Below are 2,481 nucleotides of genomic sequence, written 5' to 3' on the forward strand. Positions count from 1 at the left end.
AAAACGATTTATTATTGACCCACTAAATGCCCTGGTCGGGTGGGTCATTTTATTTCGCTATTACCTACCAATATTCTTTGCTTTTATCTTTCTAAGACTCTCTCCAGTTAGTTCTATTTGATATGAGCTATGCACGATTCTATCTAGTACAGCATCTGCCACGGTAGGGTCGCCTATTGCATCGTACCAGTTGTCCACAGGAAGTTGAGAAGATATGATAATCGACTTCCTTTCATGCCTATCTTCTATAATATCAAGTAATATAGGACGCTCTTTTGCATCTACAGGTACAAGGAAGGCATCGTCGAGGATTAACAAGCGACATCGCTCTATCTTCTTTAGCTCTGTTTCTAACGTTCCTTTATTCTTGGCGACTTTAAGTATCCCTAGTAATTTTGACATATTAGCATACATCGTTCTAATACCATTTTTACAAGCATGATAGCCTATAGCTGTAGCGATAAAACTTTTACCAGTTCCTGATGAACCAGTAATAAATATATTGCGTCCTTGCTTGATAAAATCAAGTGAGAGTATTCTCTCCATTTTGTTTTGGCTAAGGTTGCGATTGATATTATAATCTATTTGCTCAGGATAGGCTTTATATCTAAACCCTGCTGATTTTATGAGTCTTTCAATAGCAGCTGCGGAACGATAGTCCCATTCTCGAGATAAGAGCCATGATAAAAAGGCATCTGGTGTCATCGTATCTGCAATTGTAGTTGTTAGACTTTCTTCAAAGGCAGTTGCCATACCCGTAAGCCTCATTCTATGCATTAAATCAAGAGATAACTGATTCTTATCCATTTCTTGCACAATAGGTGCTGTCTTATTATTATTTAGTTCCATAGTTGTTTACTTTAATTGTTTGCTATTATTGTTATTATTGGATAATTGCTTTGAGAAATAATCCTTGCCTCGTATGTTCTTATGCGTTTTTGATTTATATTCAGGAGATAGCTCCATATTATCTTCATCCATAGATATATAGGAAGCATCATCACCCTTCTGTAGTATATCCTTTATCTCATTATAGCCATAGCGTCGTCCTTCCGAAGCACAGTTACAAGCTGCTACTAGACGAGCCATGCCATACTTCTTCTCCAGCGACATGATACCACGGCAAGAGCGGAAGGCTTTTGGTGGATATTTCATCTGCGTAGCGACTTCCTTGAGATAAAGCAGAAGGATGTTGTCTATTTGCCCTGCCCGTTGATATATTTCCTCCAAATCCTTTTCAAAGCTACCATGATGACCAGGAAGATTATGTGCATCTTTCTGTGAGTAGGTATAGGGAGTATCATCTCGCTGATGGATGGTAACTAACTTTAACCCATAGTAGATTTGAACATTGTCATTATCGTAAATAAGCTCCATACGTTTGCCGATATACTCTGTTGGAACACTATAACTATGCTTTCTTAGCATAACGAAGCTATTAGCCATGACAGTAGCAGACTTTCTAGACTTCATCTGATAGCGAGCGGTAGGAAGAGGACGAAGAAAATCTTTTTCCATTTCCTCAAATAGTTCTTGGCGGGATTCCTTACGTCCACTCAATCTACGGCTATTAAATGCTTCTAAAGATGTGCGTATAGCAATATTAAGTGATTCTAGATTATGGAAAATTTGCCCTTCAATATCTACATATACCGACCGATACATTAGCTTTACAGCATTCTCAACCAGTGCCTTGTCCTTGGGACGGCGCACCCTAGCTGGATAAACAGCCATGTCATAAAATTCAGCCATAGCAGCGAAGTCGTCATTGATAACAGGCTCATTACGATCACTGCAGATAACGGCTGATTTTAAGTTGTCAGGCACAACAGCCTTGGGTACACCACCAAAGAAATGAAGAGCATTCTCGCAAGCAACGATAAGGTCTTCCTTCTTCTGCGACCACACTGCCTCGCAATAGGTGTAATGACTGCATGGAAGGGTAGCCACAAAAACCTCTACCTTCCGCACCTCACCCGTCTGTTCTTCGACTATCTCTAGTTTATCACCCGCATAATCAATATACATCTGATCGCCAGCAAGGTGCTCTACATGTCCTACGGCTCGTGTTTGACATCTGTAGGCATGGATTGCGTGTTTGAAAGTAGAATACTGGTAACCATTAGGATGAGTTTTGAGATACTCCGTGTGAAGAGATAAGATAGAAACACCCTTCTTGCTAAGCCGTTTCACATAATCAGGAACAAGTGCCTCTAACTCCAACTTACGAGCAGAAGGCGGACGGTTACGAGAATGCCCATCTGAAAACAAGTCCGCTAGCTTATCATCTGAAAGCGACAGAATTTGCTCCATAGACAAGCCACTTTCTTGGAATTTACGGACATACTTGCGGAGGGTGTTACGAGATATATGGAAAGTACTAGAAATACTTCTTATTCCCATACCAGATGCGTAACAGCGCAATAAATTCTTTAATTTTGTCATATAAATAATAGTTTTATGTTTTTAATGCCGACCAGG

Annotated in this window: 2 protein-coding genes; both read right to left on the bottom strand. The window is 40.0% G+C overall.

What is annotated here, in order from left to right:
- Nucleotides 1–60: 60 nt before the first annotated feature.
- Nucleotides 61–849 carry an IS21-like element helper ATPase IstB gene (gene istB / locus HMPREF0671_RS11555; protein WP_004337048.1) on the bottom strand — a complete coding sequence of 263 codons (789 nt, stop codon included), beginning with the start codon at nucleotides 847–849 and terminating at the stop codon, nucleotides 61–63.
- Between the two features lie 6 nt (nucleotides 850–855).
- A complete protein-coding gene (gene istA, locus HMPREF0671_RS11560; protein WP_036900927.1) occupies nucleotides 856–2,445 on the bottom strand; it encodes an IS21 family transposase in 1,590 nt (529 codons plus the stop codon).
- Nucleotides 2,446–2,481: the final 36 nt, after the last annotated feature.

Origin of the sequence: Prevotella sp. S7 MS 2 (assembly GCF_000762865.1) — a bacterium.
GTDB lineage: Bacteria > Bacteroidota > Bacteroidia > Bacteroidales > Bacteroidaceae > Prevotella.

Excerpts from the sequence above, each read along its gene's own strand:
- istB (WP_004337048.1), bottom strand. The coding sequence starts at position 849 with ATGGAACTAAATAATAATAAGACAGCACCTATTGTGCAAGAAATGGAT.
- istA (WP_036900927.1), bottom strand. The coding sequence starts at position 2,445 with ATGACAAAATTAAAGAATTTATTGCGCTGTTACGCATCTGGTATGGGA.